14 protein-coding genes are annotated in these 15,647 nt (G+C 70.4%); 5 read left to right on the forward strand and 9 right to left on the reverse strand.

The genetic code is table 11. The features are described 5' to 3' along the window. The coding region (locus OO014_RS14255) for a MauE/DoxX family redox-associated membrane protein (protein WP_272462991.1) at positions 1–843 on the reverse strand (843 nt) is incomplete at its 3' end. A 108-nt stretch (positions 844–951) separates the two neighbouring features. Here OO014_RS14255 and OO014_RS14260 point away from each other — a divergent pair. The 4 genes from OO014_RS14260 to OO014_RS14275 all read left to right on the forward strand — a co-directional run bounded on the left by OO014_RS14260 (position 952) and on the right by OO014_RS14275 (position 4,499). Beyond that, entirely contained in the window at positions 952–1,749 is a 798-nt protein-coding gene (locus OO014_RS14260) for an exodeoxyribonuclease III (protein WP_334685049.1), read from the forward strand. Positions 1,750–1,785: 36 nt separating this feature from the next. Next, positions 1,786–2,823 (forward strand): tryptophan--tRNA ligase, encoded by a 1,038-nt coding sequence (gene trpS, locus OO014_RS14265; RefSeq protein ID WP_272462993.1) that lies wholly within the window; start codon positions 1,786–1,788, stop codon positions 2,821–2,823. 77 nt (positions 2,824–2,900) lie between these two features. Next, positions 2,901–3,437 carry a 2'-5' RNA ligase family protein gene (locus tag OO014_RS14270; protein WP_272462994.1) on the forward strand — a complete coding sequence of 179 codons (537 nt, stop codon included), beginning with the start codon at positions 2,901–2,903 and terminating at the stop codon, positions 3,435–3,437. Positions 3,438–3,443: 6 nt separating this feature from the next. Then, positions 3,444–4,499, forward strand: coding sequence for a YihY/virulence factor BrkB family protein (locus tag OO014_RS14275; RefSeq protein ID WP_272462995.1), 1,056 nt, complete (start codon positions 3,444–3,446; stop codon positions 4,497–4,499). Positions 4,500–4,511: 12 nt separating this feature from the next. On the opposite strand, the gene OO014_RS14280 is transcribed toward OO014_RS14275, so the two are convergent. The 7 genes from OO014_RS14280 to OO014_RS14310 all read right to left on the reverse strand — a co-directional run bounded on the left by OO014_RS14280 (position 4,512) and on the right by OO014_RS14310 (position 13,200). Continuing rightward, entirely contained in the window at positions 4,512–5,756 is a 1,245-nt protein-coding gene (locus OO014_RS14280; protein ID WP_272462996.1) for a phospholipid carrier-dependent glycosyltransferase, read from the reverse strand. A gap of 9 nt (positions 5,757–5,765) precedes the next feature. Then, positions 5,766–7,214, reverse strand: coding sequence for a D-alanyl-D-alanine carboxypeptidase family protein (locus OO014_RS14285; RefSeq protein WP_272462997.1), 1,449 nt, complete (start codon positions 7,212–7,214; stop codon positions 5,766–5,768). Then, positions 7,211–8,389 (reverse strand): acyltransferase family protein, encoded by a 1,179-nt coding sequence (locus OO014_RS14290; protein WP_272462998.1) that lies wholly within the window; start codon positions 8,387–8,389, stop codon positions 7,211–7,213. Before OO014_RS14290 ends, OO014_RS14285 begins: the two co-directional genes overlap by 4 nt. Positions 8,390–8,493: 104 nt before the next feature. Continuing rightward, on the reverse strand, positions 8,494–9,237 hold the full coding sequence (locus OO014_RS14295; protein WP_272462999.1) for a succinate dehydrogenase/fumarate reductase iron-sulfur subunit: 744 nt from the start codon (positions 9,235–9,237) through the stop codon (positions 8,494–8,496). 5 nt (positions 9,238–9,242) lie between these two features. Then, the gene (locus OO014_RS14300; RefSeq protein WP_272463000.1) at positions 9,243–11,225 is read right to left on the reverse strand and encodes a fumarate reductase/succinate dehydrogenase flavoprotein subunit; all 1,983 of its coding nucleotides are present in this window, start codon (positions 11,223–11,225) and stop codon (positions 9,243–9,245) included. A gap of 3 nt (positions 11,226–11,228) precedes the next feature. Further along, a complete protein-coding gene (locus OO014_RS14305; protein WP_420485519.1) occupies positions 11,229–11,945 on the reverse strand; it encodes a succinate dehydrogenase cytochrome b subunit in 717 nt (238 codons plus the stop codon). Between the two features lie 79 nt (positions 11,946–12,024). Continuing rightward, positions 12,025–13,200, reverse strand: a complete 1,176-nt coding sequence (locus tag OO014_RS14310) for a glycosyltransferase family 4 protein (protein ID WP_272463002.1) — start codon at positions 13,198–13,200, stop codon at positions 12,025–12,027. A 162-nt stretch (positions 13,201–13,362) separates the two neighbouring features. On the opposite strand from OO014_RS14310, the gene OO014_RS14315 reads away from it, so the two are divergent. Continuing rightward, positions 13,363–14,529 (forward strand): nucleotide sugar dehydrogenase, encoded by a 1,167-nt coding sequence (locus OO014_RS14315; RefSeq protein WP_272463003.1) that lies wholly within the window; start codon positions 13,363–13,365, stop codon positions 14,527–14,529. Between the two features lie 21 nt (positions 14,530–14,550). On the opposite strand, the gene OO014_RS14320 is transcribed toward OO014_RS14315, so the two are convergent. Beyond that, a complete protein-coding gene (locus tag OO014_RS14320; RefSeq protein ID WP_272463004.1) occupies positions 14,551–15,642 on the reverse strand; it encodes a mannose-1-phosphate guanylyltransferase in 1,092 nt (363 codons plus the stop codon). Positions 15,643–15,647: the final 5 nt, after the last annotated feature.

A 15,647-nucleotide genomic window follows, 5' to 3' on the forward strand; every position in this document is an offset into this window, starting at 1 on the left:
CGAGATGCCGCATGACTGCCGGGCCCAGGACCGCTCGTCGTAGAGCGTCGACTCGGGGTCGGCGCCGTTCTCCGACCGCTTCGAGTACACGAGCCGCACATCGAGCTGGGGGAGGTCCGCCTGCCAGGCCGGAGCCTGCGCGACAACCTCGCTGCACCACCCACACGTGCGTGACACGAAGAGCAGGAGCTGGGCCCGCCCGGCGCTGAGGTCCCGGAGGGTGACCTCGCTGCCATCTCCGCGAGTCACCAGAACGGCCGGCGTCGGCGTCCGCACGTAGTCCTCGGCGTCCTGCGCGTCGAGAGCCGGCTCCTGCTCGGGGGCGGTGGCGCCCTGGCCCTGCATCGTCAGGGCGACCGTCACGGCCACTGCGGCGGCGCCTGCGACCCACCACCAGTCCTGGGCTGCCAGGCCTCTCGTGACGATCAGACCAGTGCTGTGGGCCCAGATCGCGAGGCCTGCGAGGACGACGTACCAGACGTTGCGCACCACAGTGAGATGCGTCACTGGACCGGCGGCGAGCGACCCGAAGCAGTCACAGTCGACGGGCTCGGGCTGGGTTGCGGCTCGCGCGATCAGATAGAGGTAGCCGGCGAAGAGGATGGCGGCCGCGACGGCGACGCCCGTGCCGACCCATCCTGTGGCGAGTACCAGGCCGACGGCGAGCAGGAGCTCCCCCCAGGGGTGCGCCAGGACGAGCCGCCGGGCCCGCAGCCACCGCGGCACGTTCAGCGCCACCAGGGCGTCGGCTGAGCGCGTCGGCGCCCTGAGCTTGCCCAGGGCTGCGACGGCGAGCACGACCGCGAGGACGACCGGGGCGAGAGCGAGCGCAGTCGGTGGCACGTTGCGGAGTCTATGTCGCCGATGGTGCGGCCGCCGCGAGCGACCGCCGCCCGCCCAGGGCTGGTGGCGCGGTCCCGTCGGACGCGAGCGACCGGCAGAATGACGGCCATGCGTGTCATCACCGCCAACGTCAACGGCATCCGGGCCGCGATCCGGCGCGGCGCCGCCGCCTGGATCACGGCCGCCGCACCGGATGTCCTGTGCCTGCAGGAGGTTCGAGCCGGCGATGCCGAGCTCGCCAAGGCCTTGGTGGAGGCGGGCCTGGGCCACTGGCACGTGGCGCACACCGAGGGTGGCGCCAAGGGCCGTGCGGGCGTGGCGGTCGCGTCCCGGGAGCCCTACGCTGCGGTGCGAGTCGGGGTGGACGGGGCCTTCGGCGAGACGGGGCGCTGGATCGAGGTCGACATCGCCACGCCGACGGGCGCGGTCACGGTGGCCTCGACCTACGTGCACACGGGCGAAGCGGGCACCCCTCGCCAGGTGGAGAAGTACCTCTTCCTCGACGCCATGACGAGCCGGATGCAGCGCGCCGCCGCATCGGGCGAGCTCATGCTCGTGACCGGCGACCTCAATGTGGCGCACCGCGAGGACGACCTGAAGAACTGGAAGGGCAACCTCAAGAAGTCAGGCTTTCTCCCTGAGGAGCGGGCCTACTTCGACCGTTGGTTCGACGAGCTGTCCTGGGTGGACGTGCACCGCGCTCTCCACGGACCGGGGCCCGGCCCCTACACCTGGTGGTCGTGGCGCGGCAAGGCCTTCGACAACGACGCCGGATGGCGGATCGACTACCAGCTGGCGAGTGGGCCCCTCGCGGCCCTGGCTCGGTCCGCGACGGTCGGGCGCGCGGAGAGCTACGCCGGACGCTGGAGCGACCACGCCCCTGTCGTCGTCGACTACGACCTCTGACGCGCGGTCGGACGCGGTTTCGGAGGACCCCCGACGATGGGCCAGAATGCACCCATGCCCTCGAGCCACCAGCCCCGCAGCCTCTCCGGAATGCAGCCGACGAGCGACTCTCTGCACCTCGGCAACTACATCGGTGCGCTCGTCGAGTGGGTGAAGCTGCAGGAGTCGCACGACGCCTTCTACTTCGTCGCGGATCTGCACTCCCTCACCGTCTTCCCCGACCCGGCTGTCCTGCGGGAGCGGACCCGGGCTACGGCTGCCCAGTTCATCGCGGGTGGAGTGGACCCGGCGCGTTCGGTTCTCTTCGTGCAGAGCCACGTGGCCCAGCACACCGAGCTCGCCTGGGTGCTCTCGACGCTCACCGGTTTCGGCGAGGCGAGCCGGATGACGCAGTTCAAGGACAAGACGGCCAAGGGTGCTGTTGCCAATGTCGGCCTCTTCACCTATCCGATCCTCATGGCGGCGGACATCCTCATCTACGACCCTGCCGTCGTTCCCGTGGGCGAGGACCAGCGCCAGCACCTCGAGCTCTCCCGTGACCTCGCCGGACGCTTCAACCAGCGGTTCGGGGAGACGCTGGTCATTCCGGAGCCGCACATCATCCGCGAGATCGCCAAGATCCAGGACCTGCAGGACCCGTCGGCCAAGATGAGCAAGTCGGCCGCGAGCGACGCCGGTCTCATCTCGCTCCTGGAGGACCCGTCCCGGATCGCCAAGAAGATCCGGTCGGCCGTGACTGATGCGGAGCGCGAGATCCGCTACGACCCGGCGGCCAAGCCCGGTGTCTCCAACCTCCTCTCGATCCATCACGCCCTGTCGGGCGTCCCCATCCCGCAGCTCGAGGCTTCCTTCGAGGGCAGGGGCTACGGCGACCTGAAGAAGGAGGTCGCGGACGTCGTGGTGGGTGCGATCACGCCCTTCCGTGACCGGGTCCTCGAGCTGCTCCAGGACCCCGCGCAGCTGGACGCCATCCTCGCGGACGGAGCGGAGCGGGCGGCCGAGGTGGCGGAGGCCACGGTCCGGCGCGTCTACGACCGGGTCGGTCTGCTGCCGGCGCTCAAGCGCGGACTGTGACCCTGCGGGCGGGTGGGGCGGTGCGCACGCGTCGTCCCTGCCGTTGATCGTTGCACCGCAAACGGTACGGTTCGACTGTGACCGAACCAACGACGATCGGTGTCTCGATCCCGATCCCGTCACCGCACGGCGAGTTCCTGCAGGAACGCCGGGCGGCGTTCGGTGACCCAGCAGCGTGGCGGATCCCCGCGCACATCACCTTGCTGCCACCCACTCCGGTGGACGAAGGCGTCTACGAGGAGTTCATCGCCCACTGCAAGCAGGTCGCGACCGAGCGGCAGCCGTTCGAGGTGGTCCTGCGCGGGACCGGGACCTTCCGGCCGATCTCGGACGTCGTCTACATCCAGGTGGCGCAGGGCGTCTCGGCCTGCGAGCGTCTCGAGACGGCGCTCCGCTGCGGCCCGATCAGCCGCAACCTCGACTTCTACTACCATCCGCACGTCACCGTCGCCCACAACGTCGGTCCCGACCAGCTGGACCAGGCCTTCGAGGAGCTCGCCGGTTTCCAGGTGGCGTTCACCGTGGATGCCTTCCACCTCTACGTCCTGGGTAGTGACCAGGTGTGGCGCCCCAAGCACGACTTCATCCTTCAGGGCGCCGGCCAAGGAGGCTGACACCGCATGGCGTTCTCGAAGCAGCTCGCGCAGCTGAAGGCATCGGCCCCCTACCGCGCCTGGAAACGCTACGGAGACGCCAACGGTGACCTGCTCGCAGCGGGCGTCGGCTACTTCGCCTTCTTCTCGATCTTCCCGGCGCTGGCGCTGGCCTTTACCGTCTTCGGTTTCGTCCTCCAGGGCCGCCCGGACCTGCTCGCGACGATCGCGGACTCGCTCAACGGCTACCTGCCGGGCATGGTGCGCACGGAGCGCAACCCGGACGGCATCATCAGCCTCTCGGCGCCACAGAGCTCGACCCTGACCATCACGGGCATCGTCTCCCTCATCACGTTGCTCTTCTCAGGTCTCGGCTGGATCAGCGCTCTGCGCACCGGCATCCGCGGCGTCTTCGGCCTCGACGCGAGCCCCGGCAACTTCCTGACCTCCAAGCTGCGCGACCTCGGCGTCCTGCTGACGCTCGGGCTCGGGATCGCCCTCTCGGCGATCATGACGAGCGTGGTGGGCGGCCTCGCGGTACAGATCGCCGGTTGGGTCGGCGTCGGCGGCAACGCCGTGCTCATCACCGTCGTCGGCCTGCTCATCGGCGTCGTCTTCGACTCGCTGCTCATGGTCGTCCTGATCCGGATGCTGTCCGGTGTGCCATTGCCGTGGGCCAATGTCCGCAACGGCGCGATCGTCGGGGCCGTCCTGCTCACCGCGATGAAGTACTTCGGTGGCGTCCTCATCGAGCGAGCCACCGCGAACCCGCTGCTCGGTGCCGTGGCCGTGGCCGTGGGGCTGCTCTTCTGGCTCAACCTCATGTCTCGCGTCGTGCTGCTCGCCTCCGCGTGGGCGGCCAACGACGTCGACGTCGCACGGCTCGCCGACGAGCAGGCGGACCACCAGGCGAGCGGCGCACCGATGGCCTCGAGGACAACCCTCCAGTCGTATGCCGCTGAGCTCCGTCCCGCTGCGGCGTCCACTCGCGCGGGTGATCGGGTCTCGGCGCTCGCGGGTGCCGTGCTGGGTGCCGTGGGGGCACTGGCAGTGGGTGCCCTCCGGCGGGCTCGTCGCTCCTGACCGGGTCTCCGGTCAGAAGATCCAGTACTCCGCCCGCGGCAGGCCAGCCAGGCTCACCAGCAGCCAGACGTCGACGACGACGAAGGCGGTGAGGATGCCAGTGAGGAGCGCCGTGCCGTTTCGGTCGCGGGCAGCCAGCGACACGGCGACAGCGGCGAGTGGTGCGGCGAGGAAGAGCAACCGCGCCGCGATCCAGGCGACGGCGAGCGCGTAGGCGAGGTAGGCCACGGCGGTCATGACGAGCACGGAGACGACGAGGAGGCGGGCGGGGTCGCTGCGGAGCCGTCGAGCGAGAGGGGGGCGCGCGGCCCCGCGTCGCAGCAGGGCCCGGCCCACGATGACCAGCGCCGCCACGGCTGCCGCGACGGCGAGCGCCTCGAGGGCGACCGGGGCGTTGACGGTGTTGCGGTAGTACTCCACCGGGATGAAGGCGTAGGACACGATGGATCCGAGCCAGGTCATGGTCTGCTCCGGACTCGTCAGCCGCATCGGCGGGAACGAGATCCCGAGCGTGTCGATCCCCTGGGCGCCGGTGAGGTCGCCGTAGAGGGACAGGTTGCGCACGAACCACCAACCGGACGCGGCTGCGACGCCGACGGCCGTGGCGACGGCCTGGGTGACGCGATCTCGCAGCGGGGCATCGGTGCGCAGCGCGTGGGTGAGCAGGACGGCTCCAAGTAAGGCCAGGGCGACCACCTTGACGAGGATCGCGAGGCCGATGACCACGCCGAGGAGGGCGTGCCGCCACCACGGGGCCTGCACCACACGCAACAGGCGGGCGCCGAGGAGCACTGCGGCGGTGGCCGCCACGATGGCGAGATAGTCGTTCTGCACGGTCGAGCCCATGGCGAGCATGAGGGGGTTGACGGCGACGAGCGCAGCGGCGAGGAACTGCGTGCGTCGTGGGGCTCCGAGCGCGGCGGCGGTCTGAGCCGTCAGCACCACGAGGAGCGGGATCAGCAGGACCCAGGCGACCCGGACGGCCCAGAAGCGACCTTCGTCCGTGCCCGCCCCCGGGGTGCCGGAGATCAGGGCACTCAGCGCGTAGTACGCAGGGCCCATCTGCGCTTCGTACTGCGTCCCCTGCTCGCCGAGAACGGGCATCCGGTGGCGCGTCGCGTAGAACACCACGTTGGACCAGTGGGCCGGCTCGTCGTAGGGCTGCCCGGGTGGTGTGACGCGGACGAAGAGCAGCGTCGCCAGGGTGCCGAGGGCCGCCGGGACGAGCGGCGCGGGGACCTTCGTCAGCCGCTGCACGGTGGGACCCTAGCGCAGCTCACGCGACCGGCTGGACCTCCGCCACCCGTGTCGCCGCGCGATCAGGAGCAGGCCCAGCACGACGGCGGCGGCGAGCGCCGTCACGGCCCAAGCGGCGACGCCGGCCGCGGTGCGTTCGGCGACGGGTCCGGAAGCCGCCCCGCCGGGCGCCGGCCCCGACGCGGACGGCGCCGGTGCGACGACGGCGTCCGCGGCGCCCGAGGGCATCGTGGACGGGGTCGCGGGGGTGCTGGCTGCGCGACTGGGTGGCGGCGCCTGCCCCGGCTCGACGAGGACGCCCACGGGGGCCACCGCGTCGGCGTGGGCGAAGCCCCAGTCGAGCAGTGCGGCGGTGTCCTCCCAGTCACCGGTGGTGCTGCCCAGCTGCGTCACGATGAGCGTTCGGCCGTCTCTGGTGGCGGCGCCGATGAAGGTGTGCTGCGCCCGGTTGGTGCGGCCCGGCTTGATCCCGACAGCGCCCGCGTAGTGCCGGAGCAGGTCGTTGATGTTCTGGATCTGGAACGCCGGATAGACGGTGCCGGTGGCCTTGTTCTTCCCGCCCGGGAACATCACGTGGGGCTTGACCACGTAGCGACGGAACTCCGGGATGCTCATCGCGGCCCGGCCGACGAGCGCAAGGTCATAGGCACTCGACCGCTGCCCCTCCTCGTCGAGACCACTCGGGTCGACGACGACGGTGTCGTGCGCACCCAGACCGACGGCGGTCTCGTTCATCAGGGCCACCGTGGCGTCATAGCCGCCGGCCGCGTCGGCCAGCAGGTAGGCCGCGTCGTTCGCGGAGGTCAGCAGCAGGGCGTCGAAGAGCTTGCCGACCGGGTAGCGGTTGCCCGCGAGGATGCCAACCCGGGTCCCGTTCGCGGCCTCGTGCTCGGGCCCGGCCAGGACGCGGCGCGCGGGCTCCAGGCGCGGGATCAACGTCAGCGCGGTCAGCGTCTTCAGGGTGCTGGCAGGGCGCAGCCAGGCATGCGGAGACTTGGCGGCGAGGACCTGACCCGAGTCGAGGTCAGCGACGACGTAGGCGAGGTCCCGGACCTTGGGCGGGGGTGCCACTCCGGGCGGGAGGTCGACGACGACTCCGGTGGCGGCGAGACGGGGACCGCCGACGACGCTCTCCGGCGCCCACGCGGGCTGCGGGAAGGGCCGTGGTGGCGCGTTGCGGCACACGGGAGTGGTGCGTGGCTTGGGTGTGCCTGTCGCCGACCCTGAGGAGGGCCGGGCGACGCCTGGCACTGGCACCTGGGTGATCGTCTGCCACTCCTCGCACGCGGGCGTGCGGCCCTCCGACGGCCGCACGACAGAGGCCTGCGCGGCAGCACCAGCGACGAGGGCCGCGGCCAGCGTCGCGACCACCGCCATGGCGGCGGCCACGGGCGCGGAGCGGCGGGAGGCCCTGCGGACCGACCGCGGCCCGACGCGGTCCCCGCAGGTCGGGCTCATGCGGGTTCTCCTTGGCGGGGTCTGGACTCGGCGCCGACGGCGTCGAGCGGCGCGGGTCTGCGCTGCGGCACCGCACGGGCCCACCGGATGCACGGCTGCTCGACGGTCAGCCAGAGGACGAGGCCGACGGCGACGACGACCACCAGCCCGACGGTCCACAGGACGGCCAACAGCCCGGTTCCCTGCTCCAGACCGCCGAACTTGGTCATGGCCTCGCTGAGGTACCACGCGACGGGCTGGTGCACGAGGAAGAGGCTGTAAGCTCTGAGGCCGACCCAGCGCAGCGGCAGCACACTGACGACCCGTGACAGACCGGTGCGCAGGGTCAGGATGACGACGGCGGCGAACAGGGCGCCCAGGCCGAGCTCCCGGAGGGGCAGCACCTCGGAGATGGGCCAACGGGCCGTGGCGACCCAGTAGGAGCAGAGGGCGCCCAGCGCGAGGCCGGCCGTCCTCAGCCGGCCCAGGTCGGGTCGGGCTCGGAAGGCGAGCACCGCGGCACCCATGCCGGCCGCGAACTCCATGAGCCGTCCCAGCCCGGACGCGCCCCAGAGGAACTCGTCGGGGAATCGCGGCCCGTCGACGGCGACGGCGACACCGACCCGGAAGAGCACGGCGACCACGATGGCGCCGAGCAGGGCACGCACCCCCCAGCGGTGGATCGCCAGGACGAGGAGCGGAAAGAGCAGGTAGAGCTGCATCTCGAGCGACATCGTCCAGAGGCTGCCGTTGATCCCGTCCCAGTGGTCGACGAAGAACAGGTGCGTGAAGGTCAGGTGGCTCACCAGGTCGCCAGCACTCGGCCAGGGCTGCCACGAGGCGTCCCGACCGAGCAGGCGCATGAGGATGACCAGCCCCTGCGGCAGCGCGACGGCGAACGCGAGAGCGGCGTAGTACGGCAGGACGATCCGACGGAGCCTGCGCGTCAGGTACGACCGGGTCGCGAAGCTGTCGAGGCGGGAACCGTCGCGTGCGAACGGCAGGTAGAGCACGAAGCCAGTGAGCACGACGAAGAAGTCCGGCCGGATGTTCTGCCCGACCACCGACGAGATCACCGGGACGTAGGGGCGCCCGGCGAACTCCCAGGTGTGAAAGGCGAACACCGAGAGGAACGCCAGGGCCCGCAACCCATCGATCGAGTCGATGCGCCGCGTCGGTGCCGGCTGCGAGCTCACGGCGCACACCCTAGCGTCGGGCAGGGGGCCGGCCCAGCGGCATACGACGACATGACGAAGGCCCGCCCCCGGGAAGGGGGCGGGCCTCGTCGACTGCGGCAGCCTCAGTGGCCGTGGGTCAGCGCCCGACGCAGGTCCAGGTTGAGCTGGTTGATCACGTCCTGCGGGATCTCCTTGGGACACGCCAGCGAGCACTCGCCGATGTTGGTGCACCCGCCGAAGCCCTCGTGGTCGTGCTGGTTGACCATGGCGACGACGCGGGCGTCCCGCTCCGGCTGGCCCTGGGGGAGCTCGCCGAGGTGCGTGATCTTGGCGCCCAGGAAGAGCATGCCCGAGGCGTTCGGGCACGCGGCGACGCACGCGCCACAGCCGATGCACGCAGCGGCCATGAACGAGCGGTCGGCCTTCGGCTTGGGCACTGGCACCGAGTGGGCCTCGGGCGCCGCGCCGGTGTTGGCGCTGATGAAGCCGCCCGCCTGGATGATCCGGTCGAAGGCCTCGCGGTCGACGACGAGGTCCTTGATGACGGGGAAGGCGTCGGCGCGCCACGGCTCCACGGTGATCTCGTCACCGTCGGAGAACGAGCGCATGTGCAGCTGGCACGTCGTCGTCACCTCGGGGCCGTGCGCCTTGCCCGAGATCATCAGGCCGCACATGCCGCAGATGCCCTCGCGGCAGTCCGAGTCGAAGGCGATCGGCTCCTCGCCGCGCGCCGTGAGCTGCTCGTTGAGGACGTCGAGCATCTCGAGGAACGACATGTCGGGGGAGATGTCCGTGACCGGGTAGGTCACCATCTCGCCCTTGGCACGAGGCCCTGCCTGGCGCCAGATCTTGAGGGTGAGGTTCATACCGGTCACTTGTAGCTCCGCTGCTTCATCTCGACGAATTCGTAGACGAGGTCTTCCTTGTGCAGGATCGGGGCGCCGCCGTTGTCGCCGCCCCACTCCCAGGCCGCGACGTAGGCGAACTCGTCATCGTGACGCAGCGCCTCGCCGTCCTCGGTCTGGCTCTCGGCCCGGAAGTGCCCACCGCAGGACTCGCGGCGGTGCAGGGCGTCGATGCACATCAGCTCACCGAGCTCGAGGAAGTCGGCGACCCGGCCGGCCCTCTCGAGGCTCTGGTTGAGGGTGTCGGCCGCGCCGAGCACGCGCACGTTGCGCCAGAACTCGTCGCGCAGGGCACGGATGAGGTCGATGGCCTTGAGCAGGCCCTCCTCCGTGCGCTCCATGCCGCAGTACTCCCACATGATGTTGCCGAGCTCACGGTGGAACGAGTCGACCGTGCGGTCGCCGTTGATCTCGAGGAGCTTGGCGATCCGGGCGTCGACGGAGGCCTTGGCCTCGACGACGGCCTCGTGCGAGTCGTCCAGCTTCTCGAACGGGCCCTTGGCGAGGTAGTCGCGGATCGTGTTGGGCAGGACGAAGTAGCCGTCGGCCAGGCCCTGCATGAGGGCCGAGGCGCCGAGACGGTTGGCGCCGTGGTCGCTGAAGTTCGCCTCACCCGCGACGAAGAGACCCGGGATCGAGGACTGGAGGTCGTAGTCGACCCAGAGGCCGCCCATCGTGTAGTGCACCGCGGGGTAGATGCGCATCGGCACCTCGTAGGGGTTCTCACCCGTGATCCGCTGGTACATGTCGAGCAGGTTGCCGTACTTCTCCGCGACGGCTTCCTTGCTCATCCGGCGCAGCGCGTCGGTGAAGTCGAGGTAGACGCCCCGGCGGAAGTCGCCGACCTTCGGGCCGACGCCGCGGCCCTCGTCGCAGACGTACTTCGCGGCGCGCGAGGCGATGTCGCGGGGGACCAGGTTGCCGAAGCTCGGGTAGATCCGCTCCAGGTAGTAGTCGCGGTCCTCCTCGGGGATCTCGCGCGGGTCCTTGTCGCAGTCCTCGGCCCGCTTGGGCACCCAGATCCGACCGTCGTTGCGCAGCGACTCCGACATCAGCGTCAGCTTGCTCTGGTGCTCACCGGCGACGGGGATGCACGTCGGGTGGATCTGCGTGTAGCAGGGGTTGCCGAAGTAGGCACCCTTGCGGTGCGCCCGCCACGTCGCCGTGACGTTGGAGCCCATCGCGTTGGTCGAGAGGAAGAAGACGTTGCCGTAGCCGCCGGTCGCGAGGACCACGACGTCGGCGAGGTGGGTCTCCACCTCACCCGTCACGAGGTCGCGGGCGATGATGCCGCGGGCCCGCCCGTCGGCGACGATGACCTCGAGCATCTCGTGGCGGCTGTACATCTCGACGGTGCCGGCGGCCACCTGACGCTCGAGTGCCTGGTAGGCGCCGATGAGGAGCTGCTGGCCCGTCTGGCCGCGCGCGTAGAACGTGCGGGACACCTGGACGCCGCCGAAGGAGCGGTTGTCGAGGAGGCCGCCGTACTCCCGGGCGAAGGGGACGCCCTGGGCGACGCACTGGTCGATGATGTTGGCGCTGACCTCGGCGAGCCGGTAGACGTTCGACTCGCGGGAGCGGTAGTCACCGCCCTTGACCGTGTCGTAGAAGAGACGGAACGTGGAGTCGCCGTCCTCCTTGTAGTTCTTGGCGGCGTTGATGCCGCCCTGGGCGGCGATCGAGTGGGCGCGGCGCGGCGAGTCCTGGTAGCAGAAGGACTTCACGTGGTAGCCGGCCTCGCCGAGCGTCGCGGCGGCCGCGCCACCGGCGAGGCCGGTGCCGACGATGATGACCGACAGCTTGCGCCGGTTGGCCGGGTTGACGAGCGCGGACTCGAACTTGCGGGTGTTCCACCGGTCGGCGATGGGGCCGGCGGGTGCCTTGGTGTCCTGGATCGGATCGCCCTCGGCGTAGAGGCCGTGGATCAGGCCTGAGGTCTGCTGGGTCATCGGTCAGTTCCCCTTGACGATTCCGAAGAGAATGGCGAGCGGCGGCAGGATGAAGCCGACGGCCACCACGAGGGCGATGACGGTCGCCGTCGCCCGGGCGCGGGCCCGCGCCTTGGCCGTCGTGGACCACCCGAGCGTCTGGCTGGCGCTGAAGACACCGTGGTAGAGGTGCATGCCGAGCGCGATCATGGCGAGCAGGTAGATGAGCGCGACCCACCACACCTGGAAGCTGCTGATGACCAGGGCGCCCACGCTGTTGCCCGCGGCGGCGTCCGGACCGACGTTGAACTTGACGATCGTGAACTGGAGCAGGTGCCAGATGACGAAGAGCAGCAGGGCGATGCCGCCCCAGCGCATCGCCTTGGACGTCAGCGCGGCGCGCGCGGCCTCCTTGGCGAAGTAACGGTTGCTGCGGGCGCCGTTGGCTCGGCGCCACAGCTGCGCCGCCGCCCACACGTGCGCGACGACCGAGACGATGAGCAGGGCGCGGAGCAGCCAGAGGACGCCACCGACCGGGAGGATCGGGGTCAAGAGGGTCCGCAGGCTCTCGGCGTAGTGGTCGAAGGCCTCGACACCGGAGAAGATCTTGAGGTTGCCGTACATGTGCAGGAGGACGTAGAGCACGAAGAGCGCACCGGACACGGCCATGACCATCTTGAGGAACACAGTCGTGCGGCGCGCCGAGGCGGGTCCCGTCCTTGGGAGAGTGTTGGTGGCCACGGGGGGCACCATATCGCCGCGCCCCAGCCGCCAGAATCCTACCCGCCGGTAAACGCGCGAGTGTGACAATTTCCACCACTCAGGCAGCCACGGCGAGGCGCTGCTCGGCCACCGTCTCGTAGTGCTCCACGAGGCGGTCGACCACTGCGCCCCACGACCGCTCGCGCACTCGCTCGAGACCCTGCCCACCCAGCTCGGCCAGGTGACCCGGGGAGGAGAGTGAGCGGCATACGGCCTCGCGGAGCGCCCCCGGCGGACCGGGGTCGAAGAGGTAGCCGTTCACGCCATCGTCCACGAGGTCGATGGGGCCGCCCGCGCGTGGCGCGACGACGGCCAACCCCGAGGCGCCCGCTTCCTGGATCGTCTGGCCGAACGTCTCCCTCGTGCCGGTGTGGACGAAGAGGTCGAGCGCGGCGTAGGCCCGCGCCAGTTCCTCTCCCTGCCGCGGCCCGAGGAAGACCGGTGGGCGGTTGGGCCGCCCGGGCGACGTCGCGACGGCCTCGGTGAGCAATTCGCCCACGGCCAGCCGTGACGGGCCGTCGCCCACGATGACGAGCCGGCTGTGCGGCACGTCGGCGAGCTCGGCGAGACGCTCGAGCTCCTTCTCCGGAGCCAGGCGACCGACGTAGCCGATGAGGCGCTCGCCGTCGGGGGCGAGCTCTCTCCGCAATGCGCGGGTCAGCGCGTCGGCGCGCCAGGCGGGGGAGTAGAGGGAGGTGTCCACGCCGCGTCCCCACAGCTGGGTGCGGGGGACGCCGTGGGCACGCAGGTCGGCGAGCGCCTCTGTCGAGGGCGCGAGAGTGAGGTCGGCCCACGAGTGGATGCGCCGGATCCAGCGCCACGTCGTCCTGGCCGTCGCGTTGCCGGCCGAGCCCGGCGTGTGCTGCCGCACGTAGCCGGCCATGTCCGTCTGGAAGATCGCGACGGTCGGCAGGTCGAGGCGAGCCGCGGCGCGCAGGCCGCGGGCGCCGATGACGAACGGGCTGGCCACGTGGACCACGTCGGGTCCGGCCTCGGCGAGGATGTCCTCGATCTCGCCGCTCGGCAGGCCGACGTCGAACTGCCGGAACGGCAGCGAGGTGATCCGGTGCACCGGGATCCCGTGGTAGGTGTCGGGCGTCGTCTCTCTGGCGCGCGGCGCGATGATCAGGACGTCGTGCCCGCGGGCGCGGAGGTGGTCGGCCACGTGGCAGACGCTGGTGGTCACACCGTTGAGGCTCGGCAGGAACGACTCGGTGACGATCGCGACTCGCACCTCTCCACCGTCCCGAGGGCAGGTGAGGCGGGGGCGACGTCACGGGGTCAGTTGCGTGACGCTCTGGTGACGTCAGTTCACCCGGCCGTATGCCGCTGGGCTCGCTCCCGCTGCCCTCGCGCCCGGGTGCCCCTGCGTCACCCACCGTCTAAGGTGTCCGGTGTGAAGATCGCAGTCGCCGGCCTCGGTTACGTGGGCCTCTCCAACGCCGTCATCCTCGCCCAGCACAACGAGGTGGTGGCCCTGGACCTGGACGCCCATCGGGTCGGGCTGGTCAACGACCGGCGCTCACCGATCGTCGATGCCGAGCTCGAGCAGTACCTCGCCGAGCGGGAGCTGGACCTGCGCGCCACCGTGGACCCGGCGGACGCCTACGCAGGTGCGTCGTTCGTCGTCGTGGCCACGCCCACGGACTACGACCCGGCGACCAACTACTTCAACACGAAGTCCGTCGAGTCCGTCATCGCCGACGTCCGCAGCCTCGCCCCCGCCGCTGCGGTCGTGATCAAGTCGACCGTCCCGGTCGGCTTCACCGAGCGTCTTCGCAAGGAGCACCCGGGCGCGCGGATCATCTTCTCGCCGGAGTTCCTCCGGGAGGGGCGCGCGCTGTGGGACAACCTGCACCCGAGTCGGATCATCGTCGGTGATCTGTCCGCCGAGGCGAAGCAGTTCGCCGACCTGCTCGTCGAGGGCGCCGAGGACACGGACATCCCCGTCCTGCTGACCCACCCGACCGAGGCCGAGGCGACCAAGCTCTTCGCCAACACCTACCTCGCGATGCGCGTGGCCTACTTCAACGAGCTCGACACGTATGCGGCGATGCACGGGCTCGACGCGAAGGCGATCATCGAGGGCGTGGGTCTCGACCCGCGCATCGGTTCGCACTACAACAACCCGTCCTTCGGCTACGGCGGCTACTGCCTGCCCAAGGACACCAAGCAGCTGCTGGCCAACTACGACCAGGTGCCGCAGACCTTGATCCGCTCGATCGTCGACTCCAACACGACCCGCAAGGACTTCATCGCGCGGGACATCCTGCGCCGGGAGCCGAAGGTGGTCGGGATGTACCGCCTCGTCATGAAGGAGGGCTCGGACAACTTCCGCAGCTCGAGCATCCAGGGGATCATGAAGCGAATCAAGGCCAAGGGCGTCGAGGTCATCGTCTACGAGCCGTCCCTGGAGACCGACGACTTCTACCGTTCGCGCGTCGTGCGGGACCTGGACGCCTTCAAGGCCGAGGCCGACGTCATCGTCGCCAACCGGCACTCGGACGACCTGGCGGACGTCGCCGACAAGGTCTACACCCGCGACATCTACGGGCGCGACTGAGCGAGCCGTCGGGTCGCCCCGTCAGGTGAGGTCGGTGCGACCTCGCTGCTGGAGCTCCTCGACGACCTTCTTGACGTCCTGCGACCTCGCCATCGTCGTCACGAGCAATGCGTCAGCCGTGTCGATGACGACGATGTCGTCGAGCCCGACGACGGCCACTGTTCGCCCGCTGTCCGCAGCGACGAGCCCGGTGGAGTCGATGGCCACGACGTCGTCCTCACCAGCGATGACGCGCAACGGCGGGGCGCCGTCAGCCTCGGCGAGGATCGTTGCCAGAGAAGCGAAGTCGCCGATGTCGTTCCAGCCGAACGAGGCGGGCACCATGGCCACGCGGCCTGCGGCGGCCGCCGGCTCGGCGACGGCATGGTCGATGGCGACCTTGGGCAGGGTGGGCCAGAGGTCGTGCATCCGCCGCGGGTCGCTGGCGATGATGCGCAGGTTGGCGGTGAGATCAGGGTGGGTCTCGGCAAGGAGCTCGAGGAGGGTCGTGGCGCCGACCACGAACATTCCTGCGTTCCAGCGGAACTCGCCCGAGTCGACGTACTGCTGAGCGGTGGCGGCGTCCGGCTTCTCGACGAACTCGCGGACGCGTCGGCCGGACTCGGCCCCCGCCACACCCAGTGGTTCTCCCTCGCGGATGTAACCGAACCCGGTTGCGGCGTGGGTCGGCTCGACCCCGATGGTGACGAGATCGCCCTGTCGAGCCAGGACGACGGCCTCGCGCACCGCAGAGGCGAACGCGTCGACCTCGGTGATGACGTGGTCGGCGGCGAACGAGCCGAGAACGGCCTCCGGATCGCGCCGCTCGAGGATGGCCGCAGCGAGCCCGATGGCCGGCATCGAGTCCCGCGGGCTCGGCTCGGCCACGACGGCGTCGAGATGGAGCATCGGCAGCTGGGCGCGGACGGCGTCGGCGTGCGGCTGTCCGGTGACGACCATGATGCGGTCGCCGGCGAGCCCCGACAGGCGCTCCCAGGTGGCCCGGAGCAGGGACTGCCCCGACCCGGTCAGGTCGTGCAGGAACTTGGGGGAGGTGCGGCGGGACAGCGGCCACAGCCTGGTCCCTGCGCCACCCGCCGGGATGACGGCCCAGAAGTCGTCCATCGTGGTCATGGCGG

The sequence above is a fragment of the Intrasporangium calvum genome, assembly GCF_028446585.1.
GTDB lineage: Bacteria > Actinomycetota > Actinomycetes > Actinomycetales > Dermatophilaceae > Intrasporangium > Intrasporangium calvum_A.